This window comes from Providencia sp., assembly GCF_040396775.1.
Lineage (GTDB): Bacteria > Pseudomonadota > Gammaproteobacteria > Enterobacterales > Enterobacteriaceae > Providencia.
In genome coordinates, this window is sequence record NZ_JBEBNT010000005.1 from 73,240 (window position 1) to 95,647 (window position 22,408).

Sequence of the window (22,408 nt, forward strand, 5' to 3'; positions counted from 1 at the left end):
TTATTATGTTGTTCATTATTCTATTTTTTACAGATAAACTGCATACAATATATTTTAATTAGAGCGAGGAAGGCGATGCTACACCAACATTCAAACTCACAGTTTGAACTCAACCTGGATTCAAGCTGCCGAGAAGAAATTGATACACGTATTCTAGCGCCTTTCGATTACAGCTTAGTCAGTGCCTATAACAATAAACTCAGTGTATTTCCTCATAACGTAACTCACTGTAAAAATCTCAGCGTTCTTAATCTTTCCTGTAACCAGATTAAATCGATTCCTGCTGAAATAGCAAAGTTAACACAGCTCAAAATGTTAGATTTAGGGCACAACCATATTGCCGAAATATCCAATGAAGTAGGTAAACTGCATCAATTACAATTTCTCTATTTGAGCGACAACGGTATTCACACTTTACCAAATTCATTATCTCAATTAAAAAATCTCGTTTATTTTAATGCAACGGATAATCTATTAACTGAGATACCCTCTTGGTTTTCTCAGTTACAAAACCTTAATGAACTGCGACTGTATAATAACCAAATCGAAAGTTTGTCCGACTCTCTTTCTCAATTACCCAATGTGCATGAAATGCACTTGATGAATAACTGTATTTCAGAACTTACAGATAACATTTCGGGCTTATCTTCTCTTCGTGTTCTGGATCTGAATCAAAATAAAATTCACACGGTCTCCCCTGCAATATCTGCGCTTAAGAAGTTACATACTTTAAATTTAAGGTTTAATCAGTTAACTCAACTACCTGAATCAATAAGTGAAATGACATCTCTCCAATACTTGGATTTACGTGCCAATCAACTTAAAACATTACCCGACAGTTTAATAAATTTGACGAGCCTAATTAAGCTAGATTTACGGTGGAATAGCTTTACTGAGGAACCGAAAGTGGTTGAAGCTCTGAGGGATAAAGGCTGTACCGTTTTTATTTAATGGTGACTTTAAGCGTGCCGCAGTCATGACACTGCGGCACTACTGAAAATTATTTTTTGAGTTGATTCACAAGCTCATTCACATTACCACCCGCTTGCTCTAACTGCTTAATCACTTCTTTAATTAACCATACGTTCATGGTTGCAGTATCATTTGTGTCGCCTTGGTAACCTAGCTCTGCGGCAAGTTTTTTCCGTGCAGTTAAGCTGTTATCCAAACCTAATAATGTTAATAAATCAACAATGGATACTTTCCAATTCAGTTTTTGCGGGTAACTTTTTGCCAAGCCTTCTAACACAGCCATGGCATCAATTTTATTATCTGAAATAGCATCATTACTGATATTAATATTGGCTCTAATCGCTTCCGTCATGGCTGCAACAGGGTCTGCACCGTTTTCTATTTTTGCATCGTCGGGTTTAAAAACCTTAGTTAAAATCTCTTGGAAAAAGCTCATAAGTGCCCCTCTCGTATTGTGCTAAAGGATAATATTCTTCATATAAACTATAGCACCCTACGCTGAGAAATCTATTTTTCAGGTTATCCACTAGCGCTGGATTTTTTAGGTACTCATTGTTCTTATTAATTTAATTTGCCGTCTCCCTCTGGTCGAGGTTTAAATATCAAGCTACAACAGCAAAATATGTATGTTTATCCACCGATTGATAATCACTGTGCATCTCGGTTTTATTCACATTCACCGATGCCGTGGTATTCAACCCTGTGCCAATACTCCCCGACAAGCTACCGCCTTTTTGCTTCGAGTCGTATTTGTCTGTGGTTTGCTGGCTCGATAAAGTTAAATCGCCGCCAACATTGGCTTTCACTGTCTCGCCGCTGACCTGCGCACCTGTTAATGTGGTATCTTTGCCGCTGTTCAAGGTCAGTTGTTTACCTGCATCCACCTGTGTATCGGTGTAATACTCGCTATTACCTTTTTCGAAACCGCTGCCTTTATTGACGCTGGCATTGACGTTCCAACCGCCTGAGCTGATACCCGCACCAATTGAACTGCCTGAGCTTGAGTTTTTGCCATCCACTGTTTGCGTGTTACTAGCACTGGTTAGGTCGATATCATTTTTTGCCGTTAACGTGATGTTTTTATCTGCGGTTAACTGGCTGCCTTGTACTGCCAAGTTGCCTTGGCTGCCCTCTTTTTTACCTGTGGCCGTAAGGTTAATATTGTCCCCAGCGCTCAGGCTGCTACCAGATACGGTATTTTGCTGCGTTTTTGTCGTGGATTTTGACGAGCTGCTGCCATAAGACACGTTCACACCAAAGGCATCGGTGACACTACCGCCTTTTTTCAGCCCAGCCAACTCACCGGCTTGTTCTGCTTGAACACCTTGTAGACCCGCTTTCATCCCTTTAAGTGCCGCTAATTGGCCATCGTCTTCCTGTTTCGCCGATTTCGCTGTCTGCGCCATACCGTCTAACATACTGCCCGCAGTACCCCCTAATGACACCGTGAGGCCGCTAGACTTACTTTCCACCGTCGTTATATCGGTTCGGCTATTTTCAGCGGCCGTAATATTCACATCACTGCCTGTGATATTAATATCTTTCGCGGCGATCACATCACTGCCATGGATGTTCGCTGAACCACCAGCCTCCAGTGTCACATCACCTGCGGAGCTGCCGATTACGCTGCCTTTTTTCAAGTTACTGTCACTATCAGTCGTGACTTTTTGAGACGTTGACCCGACAGTTAAGCCCAAGCCACCTGTACTCATCAGCCCTGATTTTTTCGTCTTCGACATGTGCGTTTCATGTAACGCCTCATCAGACGTGGTGACATTCAGCTGATTATTGTGGCCACTAATTTCCCCAGACACCTGATTAATGACAGTCGTCGAACTCAATGCAAACTCACCAAGGCTAGATATTAACCCATAGTTTGTGAAGCCTTGGGCAAAATTAGCGGTTAGGCGTTCCCCCGCCTGAATGCGCCCATGGTTTTCAAATGCTTGATTGATAGCCAATGTCAGTACTTTTTGGGCAATAAGTTTCCCTTCACCTGTTAATGTGTTTGCAGATACACTCGCAGAGCCGTTGCTAACAATCACCCCTTGCTGGTTTGTGAGCGTTAATCACTCAAAAAATGAGTAAGATTATCTTATTAATTTAGGTTTTGTTGTGAACTGATACTTAGTCAGTGAAAATCACTAAAAAAGAACAACAAGGGCAATAATTTGCCCTTATTAAAAGATAAATGACGTGATTTTTAGCTATTGCTGATATTGATTTTCAACGCTGCGGCAATCGCTAAAGGGGAGAAAGTAATACTTGCGGCAAATAATGCGGCGAGAATGGCAAAATAGCCATCTAATGGCATTTTGAAACTGTGGGCTTCCATGGTACCTGTCGCGTAAATCAACACAGGAATATATAAAGGTAATACCAGCAAACTGACTAACACGCCGCCTTTTTTTAATGATACCGTCAGCGCTGCACCTATCGCGCCAATAAAGCTTAAGACAGGTGTTCCCAGTAGTAATGTCCCCGCTAATACCATTAGGGTATCGCTATTAAATGACAACATCAGTGCCGCTATCGGTGACAATAAAATCAGCGGTAATCCCGTCACTAACCAGTGCGCAATGACTTTTGCGAAAACAGTGATAAATAGAGGATGAGGCGCCAACAACAGCTGCTCAAGGGAGCCATCAAGGTAATCATCTTTAAATAAACGCTCTAAAGAAAGCAAAGAAGACAAAATCGCAGCAACCCAAAAAATACCCACCGAAATACGCGCTAATAGCTGGGGCTCAGGCCCAATACTCAGCGGAAAAAGCGTAATGACAATCAGGAAAAACCACAGTGGGTTAACAAGCTCAGAAAAACTGCGAAAGGCAATTTTCAGCTCTCGTTTAATTAATAACCAAAACATTATTCACCTCCCCCAGTCAGTTTTAATGAGCCAAATTGCCCTGACATCGCTTGGTGAGAGGTAAACAAAATAATGCCCCCTTGCTTGGCATGTTGATGAAAACGCATCGTTAACCGTTCAACCCCCGCCACGTCAATTGCCGTAAAAGGTTCATCTAAAATCCACAATGGTGCTTCACTTAACCACAAGCGCGCGAGATTCACCCGACGCTGCTGCCCCGCCGAAAGCTGGTTCACAGGGATGTCTTCAAAGCCAATCAGTGAAACTTCCTCTAAAGCCTGCCATATGCTCTCGCCCTCAGGCCCTTTGTGATGCATTTGGTGATAAAACTTGAGGTTTTCATATGGTGTCAGTAACGATTTAACTGCGGGTTTATGGCCTAAATAGAGCAAGTGCCGAGTAAATTCTTCTTTAAGTTTATCAATCGGTTGATTTTGCCAGCACACATCCCCTTCGTCGGGCTTAAGTAACCCCGCCATCATCCGTAAAAGCGTAGTTTTCCCTGCGCCATTAGGCCCTTCAACCTGCAAAATTTCACTGGGGTGAACAGTAAAGTCGAGCTGTTGAAATAAAATGCGATTTTGACGATGGCAACTGACTTGTTGTGCACTTAGCATGCCGTTGATTTCCTGTTGTTTATTCTAAGGTTTGGCAATTTTGTTCAACAGCATATCACTGATAGAATCACTCGATATTGCTTCACCGCAAAGCACTTGCATCAAAACCTCAGAACCTAAGGTCGATAACGAAAATAACATGTCGGGTTTAAGCAAACGGATTTTATCCATATTGCTTTCTTGGTTGATCAAGACAACCGTTTTCACTGTGCTATCGCTGCCTGCTAATTCCCTGACGCCTAATAAAGCAAATGTGCTGAGTGAGTCACTGTCCGTCATGATAAGCACGCACTTTGCATGTTTGACATTCGCCGCGGCAAGTAGCTCCGAACTGGTTGGGTCACCGGTGACGATATTGTCTTTTTCAGGGTAATGGCTACGGTGATTTTCTTGGCAAATAACTGCCACAGGTAGCTCGCGTTTTTTTAACCCTTGATACACATTGACCGCCATTGGCGTGCTACCAATCACCACATAATGATTTTTCATATACGAAAACCTCTTGCGCACAATTTCTTTTGTGCCTTTTGCCAATACGCCAACAACATACACCACTGAGGTGGTAAAAATAGTGATCCCTAAAATAATCACCGTAACAGTAAAGACTCTAGCATCAACTGTTACAGGCACAATATCGCCAAAACCAACGGTCGTCATGCACACCAATGCGAAATAAAAGGCCGTGGTGCCATCTTTTACGGCGGGTAGGAATTCATTGCCGATATAGAGGGTACCAAAAATGGAATATAGCAATAACGAGATAATACATGTTATTGCCACAAAACCGGCACTGGTTAAGCTATGATGGTGATAAAGCTTCCAAAATAGCCCCAGTGCAATACATAAGGCCAAAGAAAAATAACCTTGGTGAATATTTTCTTGCGCTAATCGTAGGTCAACAAATGAAATTATCCCCAATAAAAACAGAGCAAAAACCCAAGCGATACGTGCGCCATTTAACATAAAGAAAGAAAGGAAAATAAGAGAAATACCGAGTAAAAAGCGCGGAATATCCAATAATTTCATAAATCCTAATGATTTTAGCCATTCGGTAAAACCATTTTCACGCCAATCAATGTAATCGGTATAAGCGCTTAAAACGGGTTTTAAAATCATCGAACCATCAATGATGATCAAAATAGAAAGTACTATCCTAATCGTTAAGGATGATCTCAAAAAAGCCACAAACGCGTTATCTAACATGACTGACTCTCACCCTTTCTCAGCAAACCATTAAAACTTTTTATATACCATAAATATAACAAAAGATAATATCAATTTGGCTAGCCCAATAACAAACGGTAATTCGTTATCTTACTATTTAGATTATGAATGATAAAACATCGTCTATAATTGAAAGTCACCCTACTAGGTGAGCGGCTAAAATGGATTGCACGCAACCTCATTTTGCTGAAAAAACACAAGATTAAGAAATACTTAAAGATTTATCATGGGTGACTAAACTATTATTGAACTTAAGTTTGGCCAGTAAATCTAAAAAACGATTTTTCGATTATTTTTCAATATTATTTCGCGATTAAAGAAAATAAGAGTTTAAAAACACTATGCTCAACACTACACGCACAGAGAAATTTAGCTGGTTATCACTGTTCTGGCTATTAATCTACTTTTGGTATTTCTCATCGTTATTGCAGCTTTATGTGGTCGTCACAGGCCAAAGTAACAGTATCGGGTTAAGAGATTCCCTGCTGTATAGCTCATTATGGCTAATCCCTGCTCTTCTTTTCCCACGGAAAATTAAGCTTATCGCAGGGGTTATTGGGATCATCCTGTGGCTGTCTTCTGTGGTGGCACTGGCTTATTTTGTGGTTTACGGCCACCAAATATCACAAAGCGTGATGTTTGTGATGTTTGAAACCAATACCAATGAAGCGGGTGAATTCCTCAAGCAATACTTTAGTTTTAAAGTGGTTGGCGTCATTCTTGCCTACACCTTAGTGGCTATTTTCTTGTGGTCACGACTAAAACCGGTTTATATACCGAAAAAAGGCAACGTGGTTGTTTCCTTGCTGATATTGATCATTTTGTTTGGTGTGCCGTATTACAACAAAGGCATCAAACAAGATAGGCCTCTGGCGAATGTCGCTTCCTATGTGAATAGCAAACTAGCATATGCAGCGCCATGGCAGTTTGTTAGTGGTTACTTCCTTTATAAAAATCAGTTAGCCAATATGGAAGAACTGATCCGCGATAACAGCAAAATTCCACCACTTGCGAACTTTGTGGATACCAATGGTAATACACCTCGCACCTTTGTATTAGTGATTGGTGAGTCCACCAGCCGCGACAGAATGAGCCTGTACGGTTATCAGCGCCCAACGACCCCTGAGTTAGCTGAGCTGGCAAAAGACTACCCCGCTAACTTATCGGTATTTAATGATGTAGTGACTCCGCGTCCGTATACCATTGAAGCTCTGCAACAAATTCTCACGTTTGCGACCCAGACTGAGCCTGAACTGTTTAACTCCCGCCCTTCTATCATGAATATGATGAAGCAAGCAGGCTTTAAAACGTTTTGGATCACCAATCAGCAAACCATGACGGAGCGAAATACCTTACTGACGGCCTTCTCTCGCCAGACCGATAAGCAGTACTACCTCAATAATGATATGGCTCAGAGTTCACGTATCTACGATGACGTAGTGTTCTCCCCTTTCCAAGAAGCCCTTGCTGACCCGGCAGAAAAGAAATTTATCGTGGTGCATCTGCTAGGCACACATATGCGTTATGAATTCCGCTACCCAGAAGATAAAGCGGTGTTTACGCAAAGGGACAGCCTGATACCTGCTAACTTGAAAGATGACCAAGTCAAAGACTATAACGCCTATGATAATGCACAGCATTATAATGATTATGTGGTATCGACCTTAATTAAAGACTTTGATTCTTCGAAGGAAAATGGCTTCTTAGTCTTTTTCTCTGACCACGGGGAAGATGTCTATGATACGCCGCCACATGAAATGTTAGGCCGCAGTGAAGGTAAACCAAGCAAGGTTATCTACAATGTGCCGTTCCTTGTTTGGCAATCACCTGAATGGTTAAGTACTCATCAATTTGATTTAAATGATAAAACAACCCGTCCATTCAGCACGATGGATTTTATCTACGCATGGTCTGACTTAGCGGGCTTCAACTACACAGGTTATGAACCAGAAAAGAGCCTGTTTAGCACAGAGTTTAAACCACAGCCTCGTTATATTGGTGACCCTGATAACAAATCCTCAATCATGCTTTATGATGATTTGAAGAAGTAATGTCGTTACAAGTAGATGGAGTGCATTGCATTTCATCTACTTGCCTACCTTAAGCAATACTTTTTAGTTCATGTGTACCCTCGCGGTTTATTTTGCCATCTTGCAAAATAAAACTGACTTCACCACGCCAGAACTCCGCTAAGAAAATATCATCGAGCGATTCAATACCTTGAAATTCAATCTGTTGTTTTAACCAAGCCTCATCCCTTTCTATCGATTCCAACTCACTGGTTCTTATCACACCATCTTTCATTAAAATAACCGAAGGCATGTTTTTTTCATCACAAATGATGGTAAGTTGCCCGTCAGGCTCAATTTGTGCATAGTAAATTTCTTGAAATGAATGAATACCTTGGGCATGAATACGCGATGAAATATTGATGATATCTATTTTATTTTTTTTCTTGAGTATATTTTCCATAATGAATTGCCCCTTTTTAATAATCGGTATTGGGTTGCCAATCGCAACATTACGGAAGAAATTCACTTTTTTTGTTAATAAATTCAACGAACTAATAAATAAGACACCAATCATTAAAATCGTTATATATTGATATAGCGGTATCGTATCACTATAAATCACCCCTCCGATAATTCCCCCTAAAACAAAATTACCAATAAAATCAATCGGGGTCATTTGGGAGAGCTGTGTTTTTCCAGATAAATTCATATGGGTAATAACGATAGCGAAACCAATAATGAACTTTAAAATGATAAACGAATAATAGTACGTCATATTGCTATCCTTTTATTTACCTAATTTAAAACGTTTTTTTGCTTCTTGTGCAATCAGTTTAGCCTGTTTACTGAGCTTTAGATGTGATGACTTCTCTAACCATTAAAAACCATGAACATTTAGCATAAGGAAGCAATTAACGATGCCAGACAACCACACACCATTTTAATACTTCAAAAATTCACCTATTAATTTTATTAAAATCTTAAATTCAACTATATTAAAATATGAGCATAAGTATCAATGCTGATAAATGGTTTTAAACTCATTTAATTCTAAGGATATGTTTATGAACAAGAAAATCATCGCTTCATTATTTTTTGCCGGTCTATTTACTGTCATAACAGGCTGTGATGATTCATCTAAACCTAGCGATACTGTTAAGCAAGCTGAAGAAAAAGCTCAACAACTCAAAGCCGATGGTGAACAAAAAGCTAATGAACTTACTGAGGCAACAAAAAATAAAGCTGAGGAGCTGAAACAAGATGCTTCTGCACTTGGTCAAGAAGTTAAAACAGATGCCATCAATAAAGCTGATGAAGTGGCAACTGACGTTAAAGAAAAAACAGAATCCATCAAAGCTGAAAATGATGCAAAAACAGAGAATAAGTAATGTTTAAAAAAATATGCTAGCAGAGCACTGCAATTGTACTTAATCATTACCCCAAATGCAGGTTTTTTACCTGCATTTGCCTGTTTTATCTATTACATCCTAAAAAGCACCAAAACCTACCTGTTCCAATGGCTATCTCGTTATATAGTAAACCTTCTTTTATTTTATGACGTCAATACTAGGACTCTCCATGGAAATCAAACACAGCCTTGGCCATGCAAACCCTGCACTGGTCGCAGATGCTTTTGACCTACGCCAGCAAGTTTTTACACAAGAGCAGTGCTTCCCCGCTGAAATTGATGTGGATGAATATGATGCCGCCGCACTGCATGTGGTTTTATATTTAGACCAACAACCTGCGGCGGTTTTGCGCTGTGTATTTATGGATGGTGGATTGATCAAAGTGGGACGTGTTGCCGTGCAAAAAGTGCACCGAGGTAAAGGCTTAGGCCGCGAAATGATGAAGTTTGTCCAACAATATGGCGCTGAAAACCAGTACCAAAAAATCGGCCTTTCTGCCCAACACACCGCCATTACGTTCTACCAGAGTTTAGGTTATCAAACCGAAGGGGAAATGTACGATGAAGATGGCATGGACCATATTTTTATGAGCTTATCTTTAAACCGTTAACCCTGCCCTTGAAATTACTGTTCTCGCCTCTATATTAATATCAGGTCAATTATTAACCAATTAAAGTAGAGGTATGTTATGGCTAATGGCTGGGCAAATGAAGATGCCGTACAGGAACAAATTGATGCCACGTTAGATGACGCAATTGCGAAAGCACGTGGCCAATTGCCTTCAGGCGAAAGCGCCGAATTTTGTGAAGAGTGCGGCGAACCTATTCCTGAAGCACGCCGATTAGCCGTATTAGGCGTGAAACTCTGTCTAAAGTGCCAATCTGAACTAGATAAAAAACAAGCCGCTTTTAGTGGTTATAATCGGCGTGGGAGTAAGGATAGCCAATTGAGATAATACGTTTTATCATCAACTAACCCGCACTTTATAACAAGTTAATAGTGACTTTCACCTATCTTCCTTAACTTATTGGTAAAACATGTAAATTTATCATTCTTAATGATTAATAAATTGATAATTAACATGATATTCCATCCATTTAACCAATCTTATTTCCCCCTATTGTTGATCATTCATCCATATCATGGCAGTATAACCGCCTATTTTTTAACTTACGAAGGCGGCAAAGACTCGACACTTATGATTTTTTTCGGCAGTTTTCACTGCCAACAACACCACGTATAACGCGTTTTTATTGTTCTTTCTATTACGTTCCCTTAGGGAATATTTTCGCAATTATCCATTGTTTCATTAAGAAGGACAGGTCGTTGCATGCCGTTCTCACTCTTGGTATGCCAAAAATAAAATAAAACAAAAGAAGGTTGTTATGAGTCAAATTGCTACTGATTCGAAAAAAGTTCGTTCTAAAATTAGTCCCCCTGTGTTTTATAGCTCTGCCATTATTATTTTGGTTATTGTTGGCTTTGCCGCGCTGATGCCAAAAGTCGCAGAATCTCATCTAAGTCATCTTCAACAAAACTTGTTTAACAACGCCAGTTGGTTCTACATCCTTGCTGTAGCCATCATCCTTCTGAGTGTGACTTATCTGGGACTCTCCCGTTATGGACAAATAAAACTGGGGCCAGACCACGCGCAGCCAAATTTTAGTTATGTATCGTGGTTTGCCATGCTGTTTTCCGCCGGTATGGGGATTGGTTTGATGTTCTTTGGGGTCGCTGAACCCGTGATGCATTACCTCAATCCGCCTGTCGGTGAGCCACAAACTATTGAAGCCGCAAAAGAAGCCATGCGTTTGACCTTCTTCCACTGGGGCTTACACGCTTGGGCCATTTACGCCATTGTTGCCTTAATTTTGGCGTTTTTTAGTTATCGCCACGGGCTACCCCTGACACTACGCTCTGCACTGTATCCCATTATTGGCGATCGTATTTATGGCCCTATAGGCCATGCCGTTGATATCTTTGCGGTCGTAGGTACGGTGTTTGGTGTTGCCACTTCATTAGGCTTCGGTGTATTGCAGGTCAATGCGGGTCTAAACCACTTATTTGGCTGGCCGGTGAATGAAATGGTGCAAGTAGGGCTAATCGTCACCTTTACTGCACTGGCAACGCTTTCTGTGGTCTCAGGGTTGGATAAAGGCATTCGTATTTTATCCGAACTTAACTTGGGTCTCGCCTTCTTGCTGCTGTTGCTGATTGTGATACTGGGGCCGACGGTTCTGTTATTAAAATCGTTTGTGGAAAATACGGGCGGTTACCTTTCTGAGATTGTGACCAAAACCTTTAATTTGTACGCCTATGAACCTAAATCAAGCGATTGGTTAGGTGGCTGGACGTTACTGTATTGGGGTTGGTGGTTATCATGGTCACCGTTTGTGGGGATGTTTATCGCGCGAATTTCCCGTGGTCGTACTATCCGTGAATTTGTCATGGGCGTATTATTCGTGCCTGCTGGGTTCACATTGATGTGGATGACGTTCTTCGGTAATACTGCCATTGACCTTATCAAGAACCAAGGGGCAGTTAAGCTGGCTGAAACCGTGCAATCGGATGTCTCTCTTGCCTTGTTTGAGTTCTTGAATTATTTCCCATTCTCCTCTGCATTGTCATTTTTTGCCATGTTGATGGTGGTGGTGTTCTTTGTCACCTCGGCAGATTCAGGGGCGATGGTGGTGGATACACTGGCCTCTGGCGGTGATTCTAATACCCCAATTTGGCAACGTATTTTCTGGGCTGGGCTGATGGGTGTCGTGGCTATTACGATGCTACTGGCTGGTGGCTTACAAGCGCTGCAAACCCTCACCATTGCCAGCGCATTACCGTTTGCCATGGTCTTGCTTGTCTCTATTTATGGGTTATTTAAAGCGCTGCGCGTGGATGCCTATAAGCGCGATAGCCAGCAATTAGCAACAATTGCGCCTACAGCAAGCCGTAACCCAATCCCGTGGCAACGCCGCTTGCGCAATATTGTCTATTTCCCTAAGCGTGCCCATGTGAAGCGCTTTATGGAAGAATCTGTTAAGCCGTCAATGGAGATGGTTTCCGAGGAATTAGCGAAGCAAGGCACGGTTTGCCATATTCATACCGACAGAGACGATAGAATCGGTTTTGAGGTGGATTTAGGCGACGATATGAACTTTTTCTACGAAGTTCGCCTGCGTTACTATGTTCAGCCATCTTTTGCCTTAGCGGGTATGGGCACGGAAACAGATGACGAAAAGAGTGAAGAACAACGCTATTACCGCGCCGAAATTCACTTAAAAGAAGGCGGGCAAGACTACGATGTGATGGGCTGGGCAAAAGAGCAGATCATCCACGATATTCTCGACCAATATGAAAAACACATTCACTTCTTACACTTGTTGGGTAAATAGTTCATAAAATCAATTATTAGAGGCTATTATTTAGATTATAGCCTCTAATATTTTGAAAATTAAGGTCATCTTTATAAATTGATAACCTTAATTTATAAACATAGAGTTAGAATTTTTTAGAGGTACAACGACTCAAGGCTAGTCTAACTCCAGAACCAATTTCATCAAATGTGTTATCGAGCGATAAAATAACATGCTTAGATTCATCTACCCCTTCCCATCCTTCTAACTTTGAATGGTAAGTTGGCTTAATTGTTAGTTTATTGTTTAAAAGATATATAGAGCAACTCAGCATGTTCGCTAAAAGCTGGCGTTTAGAACGATAGTTATATTTTGACTTTAGTTCTTCAAGTCTTGAGTTCCAGTTTTCTTTCGACTTTTTAAAAAGATTGTCATATTCTTCATCGTTTAGTTGAGTATTGCTATATGCTAAAGCTTGAACTAGCTTTTCGCCAAGTACGTCATTTGAGCAGTCTAAAGGCAACATTATTGGAGAATAATTAGTGTCTATGGTTAATAACCCATATCCTGACCAAGTGTTTATACAAATAAATTTATCTGTAATGGTTAAGCCTGCAGAGTAATCTTTATCTTGAATAAAGTTCATTATTTCACCTGTGTTATTTTTACTTCAATGCCTACACTCTGACCGTATGAGACTGCTCGATTAATTTCTACCCATTGGGTTTTGTTTGTTGAATTTGGAACCGCAAGCCAAACTTCACGTTTAGCAATCATAGTTCGCCTACGTTACTATATTCAGCCTTCTTTTGCTTTGGCGGGTATGGGCACAGAAAGCGATGAAGAAAAGAGTGAAGAGCAACGCTATTACCGCGCCGAAATTTACTTAAAAGAAGGTGGCCAAGATTACGATGTGATGGGCTGGGCAAAAGAGCAGATCATCCACGATATTCTCGACCAATATGAAAAACACATTCACTTCTTACACTTGTTGGGTAAATAGTTCATAAAATCAATTATTAGAGGCTATTATTTAGATTATAGCCTCTAATATTTTGAAAATTAAGGTCATCTTTATAAATTGATAACCTTAATTTATAAACATAGAGTTAGAATTTTTTAGAGGTACAACGACTCAAGGCTAGTCTAACTCCAGAACCAATTTCATCAAATGTGTTATCGAGCGATAAAATGACATGTTGTGATTCTCCTAGACCTTCCCATCCTTCAAGCTTTGAATGATAGGTTGGCGTTATTTTTATTCTATTATTCGAAAGATAAATCGAACAATTTAACATGTTGGCTAAGAGCTGACGTTTAGATCGATAATTATATTCTGACTTTAACGTTTCAAGCCAAGTGTCCCATTTTTTTTTCATATTCTCTTTTTTAAAAAGATTATCATATTCTTCATCGTTTAGATGAGTATTGCTCTTTTCAAGAGCTTGAATTACTTTTTTTCCTAGCTCATCATTAGAACTATCCAATGGTAATATGATTGATGGGTGATTAGGATCTATTGTTACTAGTCCATAACCCGACTCTGTATTTATACAAAAAAATTTGTCTGTTATTACTATTGAAGCACAATAATCTTTATTTTTAATAAAATTCATTATTTCACCTGTGTTATTTTTACTTCAATGCCCAAGCCTTGTCCGTATGAGACTGCTCGATTAATTTCTGCCCATTGGGTTTTGTTTGTTGAATTTGGAACAGCGAGCCAAATTTCGCGTTTAGCAATCATATCGGAACGTAAGCTAGTACCTGATAATGAATAACTGTCAAATTTAACAGCACTATCTATATTACCTTTAATAGAATTATAGATCTGTTTTGGCTCATTGAGCTTGCTCAACGTTTGAGTATCTAAACTTTTAGCACTAACCGCAATTTTTTGTTCTGCATTATAAAAGTCAAAGGTTTTAAAGTTTTTTGGTAATCTAGCTCGGTCTGGTAAGGTTTTGGCAATCGCATCCTCCCATGACATTCCTTGTGTATTGATCCCCCCACCTTTTGAATACCACTTCATTCCAATTTCTGAAGCTGATATTGTTTTTATAGATGAATTTCGGCTAAAGTAATTAACAGTAAAATCACTTAATCCTTTTGCTAAATATCCACCACTCACAACAAGAAGTTGATTTTCAGAGTCTGATACCCATGATGAAAATTTTATCCAAGAGGGGGTTTGTGTATCAATTTTAGCTAAATCTTGTGAATTCCAATATTGGACATACTGCTTTGCTAAATCATTTTGCATGACATCAAAGCCGAGGTAACTAGCCCAATAAGGCCGCTCTGCTAATGCAAAAGTATTTTCAATATATCTTTTCTTAAGTTCTTGAACGGATAGAGAATTATCTTTTAGCTCAACGTCTAAATTAAAGCTATTTTTATTACTAAATGCAGCAAATTGATTGATGGTATTTGATTGGCAATTGAGATCCTTACCACATTTTTGCATCTCTCTATCAAAATCCATGGCGAGTTCGTGGAGTAGATGATTAAACCTGAAGGTACTTTCTGCCGAGTCCGCGCCACTGTAGACCCCACCTGCATTACCTGTGAATATTGCACCCGCAAATCCCCCCAACACGCGGGATAATTGAGCGTATTTCTCGGAATCTTTTTGCCATTCTTTTTCATTGATTAAATTGTTGTTTAGCGTAATTCCTGCTAACTGAACAGCAAGACTACCAACTATTGCCCCTTTTGCATTTCCACCTGCAATTTCTGCGCTAATACCCGAAACCACAGAATGGCCTAAAAGCTTGCCTGAATGACCTAAAATATCTCCCTTATCTCCAATCAGCTTTGCGCCTTCGGCATTAATCTGATTACCAATATTACTGAGTAAGGCATTCTTGAAGTTATCGGTAAAACTGCCACCTTGAACTGTTGTGTTCACCGTAGAACTAATTACATATAGCTATATCATTTTAAGGGAAGTGGACATCAATAGCTAAAAGCTAGGACAGTTTTTACCATCCTAGCTTTTGTATAGGTTTACTTCTTTATATTAATTATTATATGTTTACTTAGATAATTCTAAAGCAATTAATAGCTTTAGTTTAGGTAATTTTTTTTTGATTTCCTTTGAGTACTCATCAACCGTTATGATATGTATGTCATAAATTGAGCTATTAATTCTAGATATTTCAAAGTCAATAACTTTATCCCCATTAACTAGTAGTGTATATAGTTCCTCACCTTGATCTGGTGTTACCTGTAAAACATATACACTTTTAACTTCTTGAAAATGCTGAATAAGAAAGTTGATTATTACTTTATCTTCCATAATTAATGGAGAGTATTTTTGTAGGTTATCTCTTATCTCTTTCTCTATTTTAGAGTTTATTAATTTCATGGTAATCTTCCTGGATGAGTTGTTATAAGATTTCCTTGATTATCAGTTAAAATAGTCATTGTATTTGTTGCCTGATAACCATTAAACTTATCGGTCCCAATATTTTTATCTAATGTAATAACTCGCTCAAAACGTGGGCCATCTGATGAACTAATGATTCTACTGATTGGTACTTTTGATATATCATTACTTTGAAGGATTGATTTTAAATCCGTTTGACTAATGCTAAATTGGCTTGCGTTTTTATCAGAAAAATGACGGTTAAGCACATGATTCCAGACAGATTTATTATCACCAGTTTTTACATTAATACGAGATTGAACAATGGGGTGATCTAAACTAGATTTAGGAACCATAGTATTAGAGCCATTATAAACTCTATAGCCATTGGAGGTCGTACCTATAAGTCCTCTTGATGTTATTTTTATTGAAACTTTTTCGACTAAATTTACTCCTCCTTTTGCAATCCCTGCACCGCCTGCAAAAGTACCTGCGATATCAAAAATTAATTTACCTCCTTCAACGCCAGCCTTAAATGCTCCCTCTGTTCCTGCTTTTTAATATTCAGTCTCCATTTTGTTCAGGCGTGATAAATATGATTGTCTGACAGCATCACTCATGATGCCTAATGTATCATCACTCATTAACACAACTCTTAAAGCGGAATATATCTCTTTAGGATTACTGGCTAAACTGGCTAAACCATCAATTGTTTCATATAGTCCCGCAGGGATCCCCCCTATCATGCCCGCACCAAAGGCAACATCTTGGTCTATATCAATATAAAGCCATTTCATTGCAATGAGTGCTTTTTTAAAATCATTAGGTTCAGCCGCAAGCTCTTTATTTTTTAATGCATCTTGGTGATGAGAAAGATAATTATAACGGAAGGTGGTTTCTGCTGCATCCGCACCACTGTATACGCCACCTGCATTACCCGTAAATATTGCACCAGCAAATCCACCAAACGCCCTAGCAAATTGCGCTTGAGCATCTGATTTTTTTTGCCACTCTTCGGCTTTTATCGTGTTATCACCTAAGGAAATGGCGGCTAATTCAGCCGCTAATGCACCAACAATCGCACCACGTGAATTTGCTTGCTTAATTTCTGCGGATAAACCAGAAAGTGCGGCATGACTAATCACTTTACCAGGACGGCCTAGAATTTCACCTTTATCACCGATCAGCTTAGCACCTTCAGCATTAATCTGATTACCAATATTACTGAGTAAGGCATTCTTAAAGTTATCGGTAAAGCTGCCACCTTGAATTGTTGTGTTCACCGTAGAACTAATCACGGATTGCGCGGCAACACGCTGGGCGACTTTATTCCAATCTCCATTGCTTAATAGTGGTAATTTGGCATCAGCGGGGTTACCTGTCGTCCAGCCCATCTTGGCATCAAGGCCATTAAGTGCCCCTGAAATCACCATTTGGGTAATAATCGATTTGACGGTATCACTTTTACCCAGCGAGTTAAGTGTTTTGGATAACCACACTGCCTTTTTTCACTTCAACTGCAGACAAGGCGCCCTTGTTATCCTGAATGGGTTTCCCCGTGGTCAAGGTAATCGCAGGGGTATTCACAAAGCTACAGCCATTACAGGTAATCCCATTTGGGTTAGCAATTAAGACATTCGCCCCTTTACCTGCCACTTCCAGCTTGCCCTGTAATTCTGAGCAGCTACTGCCCGTCACTTCGTTAATAATCAGATTGGCAGCATTCCCCTTTAAATTAGCATTGGCTTTGATTTGCCCGGCAATTTGGGAGTTCACATTGGTGGTGGCGTTATTGAGTACCGCACCTTGTTTATCCACATTGAAGTCTTGGAATTTATTATGCGATATCCCCGCCCCATTCGGCGTGGCAATATTAATAACTGGAATATTATTTTGTTGGCTGATTTGGGTGTTTTTATCTGCCGCCGTCATGGCTGCACCCCAAGCGGGATGTAAAGGGTAGACAGCCGTTAAGAAAATAATGGCGTAACTTAATAGCCGCTTAGGGCGCGAAGGCAACTGTTCATTTAGCATAAATAATCCTTTAAAAACGTAAAGCTACAGAGAGAATAAAACCGACCAATAGGCCGACCAATTGTCTGGTTTAAGTTGTGAGGGATAATGCAAAGGCTTACTGAGTAAAAACTGAGAATAAAACAAGCTATTGCCAGTAAAAGAGAGGCCAACGGCTCCCCCCGCAAGCGTGTCATGTTCAACGTGGTATTTATCTGAGCCAATAAACCCGTAATCTAAAGCACCGATAAAACGCAGTTGCCCAATTGCCGTATTGGCGATGTCTTTGTTAATTTCATTACGCCAATACCCGCCACGGTTACCGCTTAAAGACTGCTCATGGTAGCCACGAACAGAGTACTGCCCGCCAATGCTGATGCGTTCAATGCCATATACGTTATCGGGGGAATATTGGCCATAAAATGAGGTTAAATAGGTTAAACCATTAGGAAAAAAATACTGATAACTGCTACTTAGACTGAATTTGCGGTAATGGCTGCGTGGCGAGTCTTTCGCGAGGGTATCTGGTGAGGCGCCAAAGGCAGATATTCCCCATTCAGCCGTAGGGTTAAACGTGAAATAACCTTGCCCGAGTGTGGTGCTGTACTGCGGAGTAAACGAGAGGGAGGTTAAGGTTGGGCTATTGATACTCAGTGTTTGGGAAGCCAACTCAGTATTGGCTTTTTTATGTTTTAAACTGCCCTGTAAGGTTAGACGCTGCTTGCCATCACGATAAATTAAACGGCTGACATCAAATTGTTGGTTGGTATTTTTGCCTTCATAACGGTATTGCTGACCCGACGTCTTAAACGGTTGTAGCGTGCTGTTACGGTAAAATTGATAGCGGTAAGACCAATAGCCATAAGGGATATTCAAATTCGCAACAATATAACGATTATGGTGGGATGCGCTTCCTTCCATGTCGCTATTGGCTGAGACTGACCACTGTTCACCAATTCCCAAAAGGGAGTCCGCCGTCAAACTGCCCGTAAGTAGCTGTTTCCCTGTTGCCTTCATCCCTGAATTATCGAGGTTCAATTGGCTCGTGAGTGGCCATTTTTTCCCTTGTTGATGAATAATAATCCGAGAGTAACCATTTTGGCTGCCAGGCTGGATATCGATAGTGTATTTGGCAGACGATAATCGATTGAGTTGCTCCAACCCTTGTTCAATATCCCGTAAATTTAATATGCTGCCTTGTTGATGAGGAAAGACCTGATGAACCAAACGCTTCGGGGAATTTTCTATCTCGATAACTTCAATTTGCCCTTCAATCACTTGCAATATTAATTGATGTGAAGACAAATCTTGTTCTGGGATAATGGCTTGGGAGGTAATAAACCCTTGCTCGATGTAATAGTTAGTGACGTGCTTGGTGAGCCCATGTATTTCGCTAAGTGTGAGACAACGTTTGAGGTAAGCTGAGGTTAATTGCGTCTTAGTTGTGGCACTAAGCTGCGTGGCGCCGACAAATTGTATCTTATCGATAGGGAAACATATTTTATCTTGAGTCGGTTTTAACAAAGCATTATCAACAATGATAGTACTTTGTTTTTCCAGTTGATTACGTTGTTTCAGCTCTAACTCTAACCGTTGCTTTTGTTCAAATTGAACGCTCTCCTGAGGTGAGCCCAGCAATGGATTTTCTGTATAACCATAAGGAGAAATGATAAATAACGATAAGCAGAATAAGCGCCACAAAGCTTGGTGATTTGTCATGTTATTTTAGTTTACGTCATGAATAGTAAATTTAACGTAATGTAACTTATTCTCATTAACTGTTTTTAGATAAAAAATCTCCCCCATGAATAAAATTTAATCTTTTCATGTTTAATACGTTTTTTTGTGTTTTTTTTATTTTATTGCTTCGATTAACGCTTTTTTGGCGGTAAAAATAAATGTCATATGCTAGCAATCAATCGTTTGATTTTATTAGGAATGATTTTGCTGAAGAATTTCTCACAAGTAACCCTACAGGCAATTTCACAATTACAAAAAAGATAAAAAACAGGCAACTCAAAAATGAGCCGCCTGTTTTTTATCTTTTTTACTCACGGTTATCTAGCTTGGGCTTATCTACACACTACCATTAAGCCTAACGATATACCTTCTATGGTAGGCAGTTAAAAACTTACAATGAAATGAACCGTTCAATTTTTAGGGTTTCTATCATTTACTCACGCCCTTCAAGTAACGTTGGCAAGGTGATACCTCGCATTGGCGATACCCAATTTACGCCCATCAGGCTTCATATCCATTCCTTCAGCATAAATAAAATTAACATCATTTATTCCGATAAGTCCGAGAGCAGCACGCAAATAAGAGGTGACGGCATCTGTTGGTTGGCCTTCATGCACTCCCCCTCGAGAACTAATCACTACTGCTCTAACCCCTTTGACTAACCCTTGAGGATAACGGTCAGTATAGAAAAAAGTTTTGTTCGCTCGTACAACGAGGTCGAACCACTTTTTTAAGTCAGTAGGGACATTAAGGTTATACATTGGGGCACCAATAATCAGTAAATCACTTTCCTTTAGCTCATTAATTAGCGAGTCCGATATTTCCACGCCATTTCGTACTGATGAAGATGAATCGTCCCCTCCCCGCATAGCTGAAAAAAGCGATTGGTTGAGTTTAGGTAACGCCATAGTCGTCAGATCATGCTCAATAATCGTATCTTGGTAGCCTGCCTGCTCGCGCAATAATTGGTATTCATCAATCAATTGATTGGTTAAGGAGCTTTGCCCATTAATGCTAGATTTCAAAATTAAAAGATTACTCATAGTCATATTCCCGTATTAACTGTATGACTAAAGAATATCACTGTCTTTTTGCCCTTATTAGTGACATTATTTCTGATTATTGTATCCCAAAAGGAACCAATAAATGTTAAATGACCTAAGTGGTATACCTGTTTTTGTCGCTGTTGTGGAAAGTGGTAACTTTTCTAAAGCCGCACAAAATCTTTTTCTCACGCGTTCCGCTGTAGGGAAGACCATCTCACGATTGGAAGAAAGGCTCGGTGTCGACTTGTTCAAACGCACGACTCGCACTCAGACATTAACAGAAGAAGGTAAGATATTTTATCAGCAATCCCGCCTGGCTCTTGATAGCATTCGTAAAGCAGAAGATGAAATACAACAAGGAAAAGTGCTCGTTAAAGGCCACCTAAAAGTGAGCTTACCCGTCTTATTTGGCCATAAATGCGTTATGCCGATCCTATTTTCCCTTGCTCAGACTTACCCTGAGCTTAAGCTAGATCTTGCATTCAGTGATCAACAAATTAATTTGCTTGAGGAAGGCGTCGATCTTGCTGTGCGCATTGGCACCTTAGCGGACTCATCTTTTATTAAAGCTCGCCAACTCGGTCAGCATGGAATGGTGCTTTGTGCATCACCTGACTTTCTAAAAAAATACGCGGAGCCTTTCACTTTAGCGGAGTTAAGTCATCATCCTACTATTGGGTATAAGCGAGGGGGCATTATTCAGAATTGGCAGCTGAAAGATGACATTGGAAATATCGTTGATTTTTGCCCTAACACGATTTTGACAACTGACGATTTTACCGCCATCGCAGCAGCGGCATGTAATGGAATTGGGCTGGCTTGGCTTCCTGATTGGTTAATCTCAAGGGAAATCGAATTAGGTGAATTGCAGCAAATCTTACCAAATAGCGCCTGTACAGCTTTCTCAATTAATTTGATATGGCCAAATTCTACATGGCTGCCTTATAAAACTCGTGTCGTCATCGATGAACTTGTCGCTAAGCTTCCCAAGATGATTTCTTAAGTTAATCAGATTATTACATCGAGTATTTTAGAAAGAGGGACATATCGAGCCACAGACTTGCGTATGTGCCCCAAGTCGTCTAGCGCGTGCAACAACGTCACAGTGCGAAATATGACGACAGCAAATTAATTTTCTAAATAGTTCGTGCTGTGACTAGGCGCTAAACGAGGATATCTTGGGGAGCATACATTAGTATGTGACCCAAGTAGCCGAGTGCCAGCAACAACGTCACAGTACGAAATATGACGAAAATTACGCGTGCTTCTTCTCAGAAACAATATTACTATAATCCGGGCTCTCTAACGCAATGAGCTCATCCAACAACGCCGTCAATTGCTGCATTTTCTCTGGCGAGAATGCCTGCTCAATTTTTTGGTAACCTGCTTCGACTTCTTGACGTGCTTTGTCGTACAGTTCTTGCCCTGTTGGCGTTAGCGAAACGTAGAGTTTGCGTTGGTCATTCAGTGGCTTTAAGCGGAAAATTAAACCTTCGCGCTCCATACGGGTTAAGATCCCCGTCAGACTTGGACGGAGAATACAGGTTTGAACCGATAACTCATGAAAATCAATTGAACGGTTATCAGCTAAAACTCGAATGATACGCCATTGCTGTTCAGTCAAATTATATGACTTTAAAATTGGTCGGAAAAAACCCATTGCGGTTTCTCTCGCCTGCAATAATGCAATTGTCAATGATTCATGCATAAGCTTAAAACTCACCACTTAATTAATGTTATGTAATCCCAATTTAGGTAATTTGAGATTGTGCTTTTGGGCTCT

The 22,408-nt window shown here is 40.1% G+C and carries 23 protein-coding genes and 2 pseudogenes; 8 read left to right on the top strand and 17 right to left on the bottom strand.

From position 1 onward, the window contains the following. The first annotated feature begins 75 nt into the window (after positions 1–75). Positions 76–951 carry a leucine-rich repeat domain-containing protein gene (locus tag ABWP91_RS08030; RefSeq protein ID WP_353242830.1) on the top strand — a complete coding sequence of 292 codons (876 nt, stop codon included), beginning with the start codon at positions 76–78 and terminating at the stop codon, positions 949–951. A gap of 49 nt (positions 952–1,000) precedes the next feature. Here ABWP91_RS08030 and ABWP91_RS08035 read toward each other — a convergent pair whose 3' ends face one another. The 5 genes from ABWP91_RS08035 to ABWP91_RS08055 form a co-directional block, all read right to left on the bottom strand. Then, positions 1,001–1,408, bottom strand: a complete 408-nt coding sequence (locus ABWP91_RS08035) for a DUF3597 domain-containing protein (protein WP_353242831.1) — start codon at positions 1,406–1,408, stop codon at positions 1,001–1,003. A gap of 166 nt (positions 1,409–1,574) precedes the next feature. Further along, a complete protein-coding gene (locus tag ABWP91_RS08040) occupies positions 1,575–3,017 on the bottom strand; it encodes a hemagglutinin repeat-containing protein (RefSeq protein ID WP_353242832.1) in 1,443 nt (480 codons plus the stop codon). Positions 3,018–3,175: 158 nt separating this feature from the next. Continuing rightward, a complete protein-coding gene (gene ccmB, locus ABWP91_RS08045) occupies positions 3,176–3,841 on the bottom strand; it encodes a heme exporter protein CcmB (RefSeq protein ID WP_353242833.1) in 666 nt (221 codons plus the stop codon). Continuing rightward, on the bottom strand, positions 3,841–4,458 hold the full coding sequence (gene ccmA / locus ABWP91_RS08050; protein ID WP_273803253.1) for a cytochrome c biogenesis heme-transporting ATPase CcmA: 618 nt from the start codon (positions 4,456–4,458) through the stop codon (positions 3,841–3,843). Before ccmA ends, ccmB begins: the two co-directional genes overlap by 1 nt. 24 nt (positions 4,459–4,482) lie before the next feature. Beyond that, the gene (locus ABWP91_RS08055; RefSeq protein ID WP_353242834.1) at positions 4,483–5,661 is read right to left on the bottom strand and encodes an NAD-binding protein; all 1,179 of its coding nucleotides are present in this window, start codon (positions 5,659–5,661) and stop codon (positions 4,483–4,485) included. A 362-nt stretch (positions 5,662–6,023) separates the two neighbouring features. On the opposite strand from ABWP91_RS08055, the gene cptA reads away from it, so the two are divergent. Beyond that, the gene (gene cptA, locus ABWP91_RS08060) at positions 6,024–7,733 is read left to right on the top strand and encodes a phosphoethanolamine transferase CptA (RefSeq protein WP_353242835.1); all 1,710 of its coding nucleotides are present in this window, start codon (positions 6,024–6,026) and stop codon (positions 7,731–7,733) included. A gap of 49 nt (positions 7,734–7,782) precedes the next feature. Here the strand turns inward: cptA and ABWP91_RS08065 are convergent, their stop codons facing one another. Beyond that, entirely contained in the window at positions 7,783–8,469 is a 687-nt protein-coding gene (locus ABWP91_RS08065; RefSeq protein ID WP_353242836.1) for a DUF421 domain-containing protein, read from the bottom strand. Between the two features lie 289 nt (positions 8,470–8,758). Between ABWP91_RS08065 and ABWP91_RS08070 the strand changes: the two genes are divergently transcribed. From ABWP91_RS08070 to ABWP91_RS08085, 4 genes are all read left to right on the top strand, one after another. Then, on the top strand, positions 8,759–9,082 hold the full coding sequence (locus tag ABWP91_RS08070; RefSeq protein ID WP_353242837.1) for a hypothetical protein: 324 nt from the start codon (positions 8,759–8,761) through the stop codon (positions 9,080–9,082). Between the two features lie 190 nt (positions 9,083–9,272). Beyond that, positions 9,273–9,713 carry a GNAT family N-acetyltransferase gene (locus ABWP91_RS08075; protein ID WP_353242838.1) on the top strand — a complete coding sequence of 147 codons (441 nt, stop codon included), beginning with the start codon at positions 9,273–9,275 and terminating at the stop codon, positions 9,711–9,713. Between the two features lie 78 nt (positions 9,714–9,791). Beyond that, on the top strand, positions 9,792–10,058 hold the full coding sequence (locus ABWP91_RS08080; RefSeq protein WP_219245829.1) for a DksA/TraR family C4-type zinc finger protein: 267 nt from the start codon (positions 9,792–9,794) through the stop codon (positions 10,056–10,058). A gap of 430 nt (positions 10,059–10,488) precedes the next feature. Beyond that, positions 10,489–12,495: a BCCT family transporter gene (locus ABWP91_RS08085; RefSeq protein WP_353242839.1), complete on the top strand. Its 2,007-nt coding sequence runs from the start codon at positions 10,489–10,491 to the stop codon at positions 12,493–12,495. A gap of 106 nt (positions 12,496–12,601) precedes the next feature. Here the strand turns inward: ABWP91_RS08085 and ABWP91_RS08090 are convergent, their stop codons facing one another. Together ABWP91_RS08090 and ABWP91_RS08095 are read right to left on the bottom strand one after the other, a co-directional pair. Further along, positions 12,602–13,102 (bottom strand): contact-dependent growth inhibition system immunity protein, encoded by a 501-nt coding sequence (locus tag ABWP91_RS08090; RefSeq protein WP_353242840.1) that lies wholly within the window; start codon positions 13,100–13,102, stop codon positions 12,602–12,604. Continuing rightward, positions 13,102–13,233, bottom strand: coding sequence for an endonuclease toxin domain-containing protein (locus tag ABWP91_RS08095; protein WP_353242841.1), 132 nt, complete (start codon positions 13,231–13,233; stop codon positions 13,102–13,104). The genes ABWP91_RS08090 and ABWP91_RS08095 overlap by 1 nt, the downstream gene beginning before the upstream one ends. Before the next feature lies 1 nt (position 13,234). Between ABWP91_RS08095 and ABWP91_RS08100 the strand changes: the two are divergent. After that, positions 13,235–13,459 (top strand): annotated as a pseudogene (locus ABWP91_RS08100) (choline transporter); the annotation flags it as partial. Between the two features lie 106 nt (positions 13,460–13,565). Here the strand turns inward: ABWP91_RS08100 and ABWP91_RS08105 are convergent. The 8 genes and pseudogenes from ABWP91_RS08105 to ABWP91_RS08140 form a co-directional block, all read right to left on the bottom strand. Further along, the gene (locus ABWP91_RS08105) at positions 13,566–14,072 is read right to left on the bottom strand and encodes a contact-dependent growth inhibition system immunity protein (protein WP_353242842.1); all 507 of its coding nucleotides are present in this window, start codon (positions 14,070–14,072) and stop codon (positions 13,566–13,568) included. Beyond that, a complete protein-coding gene (locus ABWP91_RS08110; protein ID WP_353242936.1) occupies positions 14,072–15,379 on the bottom strand; it encodes an endonuclease toxin domain-containing protein in 1,308 nt (435 codons plus the stop codon). The genes ABWP91_RS08105 and ABWP91_RS08110 overlap by 1 nt, the downstream gene beginning before the upstream one ends. Before the next feature lie 114 nt (positions 15,380–15,493). Beyond that, positions 15,494–15,826, bottom strand: a complete 333-nt coding sequence (locus tag ABWP91_RS08115) for a hypothetical protein (protein WP_353242843.1) — start codon at positions 15,824–15,826, stop codon at positions 15,494–15,496. Continuing rightward, positions 15,823–16,182: a hypothetical protein gene (locus ABWP91_RS08120; RefSeq protein WP_353242844.1), complete on the bottom strand. Its 360-nt coding sequence runs from the start codon at positions 16,180–16,182 to the stop codon at positions 15,823–15,825. The genes ABWP91_RS08115 and ABWP91_RS08120 overlap by 4 nt, the downstream gene beginning before the upstream one ends. Positions 16,183–16,383: 201 nt before the next feature. After that, positions 16,384–17,259, bottom strand: coding sequence for a DUF637 domain-containing protein (locus ABWP91_RS08125; protein ID WP_502935799.1), 876 nt, complete (start codon positions 17,257–17,259; stop codon positions 16,384–16,386). A gap of 55 nt (positions 17,260–17,314) precedes the next feature. After that, positions 17,315–17,860: pseudogene (locus ABWP91_RS08130) on the bottom strand (two-partner secretion domain-containing protein); the annotation flags it as partial. A gap of 24 nt (positions 17,861–17,884) precedes the next feature. Continuing rightward, positions 17,885–19,558: a ShlB/FhaC/HecB family hemolysin secretion/activation protein gene (locus ABWP91_RS08135; RefSeq protein WP_353242847.1), complete on the bottom strand. Its 1,674-nt coding sequence runs from the start codon at positions 19,556–19,558 to the stop codon at positions 17,885–17,887. Between the two features lie 467 nt (positions 19,559–20,025). Beyond that, positions 20,026–20,622, bottom strand: a complete 597-nt coding sequence (locus ABWP91_RS08140; RefSeq protein WP_353242848.1) for an FMN-dependent NADH-azoreductase — start codon at positions 20,620–20,622, stop codon at positions 20,026–20,028. A 103-nt stretch (positions 20,623–20,725) separates the two neighbouring features. On the opposite strand from ABWP91_RS08140, the gene ABWP91_RS08145 reads away from it, so the two are divergent. Next, complete coding sequence (locus ABWP91_RS08145) at positions 20,726–21,628, top strand: LysR family transcriptional regulator (protein ID WP_353242849.1); 903 nt, start codon at positions 20,726–20,728, stop codon at positions 21,626–21,628. 252 nt (positions 21,629–21,880) lie between these two features. On the opposite strand, the gene hpaR is transcribed toward ABWP91_RS08145, so the two are convergent. Beyond that, complete coding sequence (hpaR, locus tag ABWP91_RS08150; RefSeq protein ID WP_353242850.1) at positions 21,881–22,333, bottom strand: homoprotocatechuate degradation operon regulator HpaR; 453 nt, start codon at positions 22,331–22,333, stop codon at positions 21,881–21,883. Between the last annotated feature and the right edge of the window lie 75 nt (positions 22,334–22,408).

Excerpts from the sequence above, each read along its gene's own strand:
- ABWP91_RS08030 (WP_353242830.1), top strand. The coding sequence starts at position 76 with ATGCTACACCAACATTCAAACTCACAGTTTGAACTCAACCTGGATTCA.
- ABWP91_RS08035 (WP_353242831.1), bottom strand. The coding sequence starts at position 1,408 with ATGAGCTTTTTCCAAGAGATTTTAACTAAGGTTTTTAAACCCGACGAT.
- ccmB (WP_353242833.1), bottom strand. The coding sequence starts at position 3,841 with ATGTTTTGGTTATTAATTAAACGAGAGCTGAAAATTGCCTTTCGCAGT.
- ccmA (WP_273803253.1), bottom strand. The coding sequence starts at position 4,458 with ATGCTAAGTGCACAACAAGTCAGTTGCCATCGTCAAAATCGCATTTTA.
- ABWP91_RS08055 (WP_353242834.1), bottom strand. The coding sequence starts at position 5,661 with ATGTTAGATAACGCGTTTGTGGCTTTTTTGAGATCATCCTTAACGATT.
- cptA (WP_353242835.1), top strand. The coding sequence starts at position 6,024 with ATGCTCAACACTACACGCACAGAGAAATTTAGCTGGTTATCACTGTTC.
- ABWP91_RS08065 (WP_353242836.1), bottom strand. The coding sequence starts at position 8,469 with ATGACGTACTATTATTCGTTTATCATTTTAAAGTTCATTATTGGTTTC.
- ABWP91_RS08070 (WP_353242837.1), top strand. The coding sequence starts at position 8,759 with ATGAACAAGAAAATCATCGCTTCATTATTTTTTGCCGGTCTATTTACT.
- ABWP91_RS08075 (WP_353242838.1), top strand. The coding sequence starts at position 9,273 with ATGGAAATCAAACACAGCCTTGGCCATGCAAACCCTGCACTGGTCGCA.
- ABWP91_RS08080 (WP_219245829.1), top strand. The coding sequence starts at position 9,792 with ATGGCTAATGGCTGGGCAAATGAAGATGCCGTACAGGAACAAATTGAT.
- ABWP91_RS08085 (WP_353242839.1), top strand. The coding sequence starts at position 10,489 with ATGAGTCAAATTGCTACTGATTCGAAAAAAGTTCGTTCTAAAATTAGT.
- ABWP91_RS08090 (WP_353242840.1), bottom strand. The coding sequence starts at position 13,102 with ATGAACTTTATTCAAGATAAAGATTACTCTGCAGGCTTAACCATTACA.
- ABWP91_RS08095 (WP_353242841.1), bottom strand. The coding sequence starts at position 13,233 with ATGATTGCTAAACGTGAAGTTTGGCTTGCGGTTCCAAATTCAACAAAC.
- ABWP91_RS08105 (WP_353242842.1), bottom strand. The coding sequence starts at position 14,072 with ATGAATTTTATTAAAAATAAAGATTATTGTGCTTCAATAGTAATAACA.
- ABWP91_RS08115 (WP_353242843.1), bottom strand. The coding sequence starts at position 15,826 with ATGAAATTAATAAACTCTAAAATAGAGAAAGAGATAAGAGATAACCTA.
- ABWP91_RS08120 (WP_353242844.1), bottom strand. The coding sequence starts at position 16,182 with ATGGTTCCTAAATCTAGTTTAGATCACCCCATTGTTCAATCTCGTATT.
- ABWP91_RS08125 (WP_502935799.1), bottom strand. The coding sequence starts at position 17,259 with ATGGTGATTTCAGGGGCACTTAATGGCCTTGATGCCAAGATGGGCTGG.
- ABWP91_RS08135 (WP_353242847.1), bottom strand. The coding sequence starts at position 19,558 with ATGACAAATCACCAAGCTTTGTGGCGCTTATTCTGCTTATCGTTATTT.
- ABWP91_RS08140 (WP_353242848.1), bottom strand. The coding sequence starts at position 20,622 with ATGAGTAATCTTTTAATTTTGAAATCTAGCATTAATGGGCAAAGCTCC.
- ABWP91_RS08145 (WP_353242849.1), top strand. The coding sequence starts at position 20,726 with ATGTTAAATGACCTAAGTGGTATACCTGTTTTTGTCGCTGTTGTGGAA.
- hpaR (WP_353242850.1), bottom strand. The coding sequence starts at position 22,333 with ATGCATGAATCATTGACAATTGCATTATTGCAGGCGAGAGAAACCGCA.